The organism is Nonomuraea monospora (assembly GCF_039531895.1).
GTDB lineage: Bacteria > Actinomycetota > Actinomycetes > Streptosporangiales > Streptosporangiaceae > Nonomuraea > Nonomuraea monospora.
Genome location: NZ_BAAAQX010000129.1, coordinates 1 through 514 on the forward strand (window position 1 = coordinate 1; position 514 = coordinate 514).

Below are 514 nucleotides of genomic sequence, written 5' to 3' on the forward strand. Positions count from 1 at the left end.
CCTGAGCGGCGGTGCCATGGAAGATGCCCTGTACGAAATCGCCTCCATGCGCCTGTTTCCCCGATTATCCCTGGATAGCGCCCTGCCGGATCGCACCACCATCATGAATTTCCGCCACCTGCTCGAGCAGCATCAACTGGCCCGTCAATTGTTCAAGACCATCAATCGCTGGCTGGCCGAAGCAGGCGTCATGATGACCCAAGGCACTTTGGTGGATGCCACCATCATTGAGGCACCCAGCTCTACCAAGAACAAAGAGCAGCAACGCGATCCGGAGATGCATCAGACCAAGAAAGGCAATCAGTGGCACTTTGGCATGAAGGCCCACATTGGTGTCGATGCCAAGAGTGGCCTGACCCACAGCCTAGTCACCACCGCGGCCAACGAGCATGACCTCAATCAGCTGGGTAATCTGCTTCATGGAGAGGAGCAATTTGTCTCAGCCGATGCCGGCTACCAAGGAGCGCCACAGCGCGAGGAGCTGGCCGAGGTGGATGTGGACTGGCTGGTCGCC

The 514-nt window shown here is 58.2% G+C and carries 1 pseudogene; it reads left to right on the forward strand.

The features are described from left to right. A pseudogene (locus ABD331_RS60825) lies at nt 1-514 on the forward strand (IS5-like element IS5 family transposase); the annotation flags it as partial.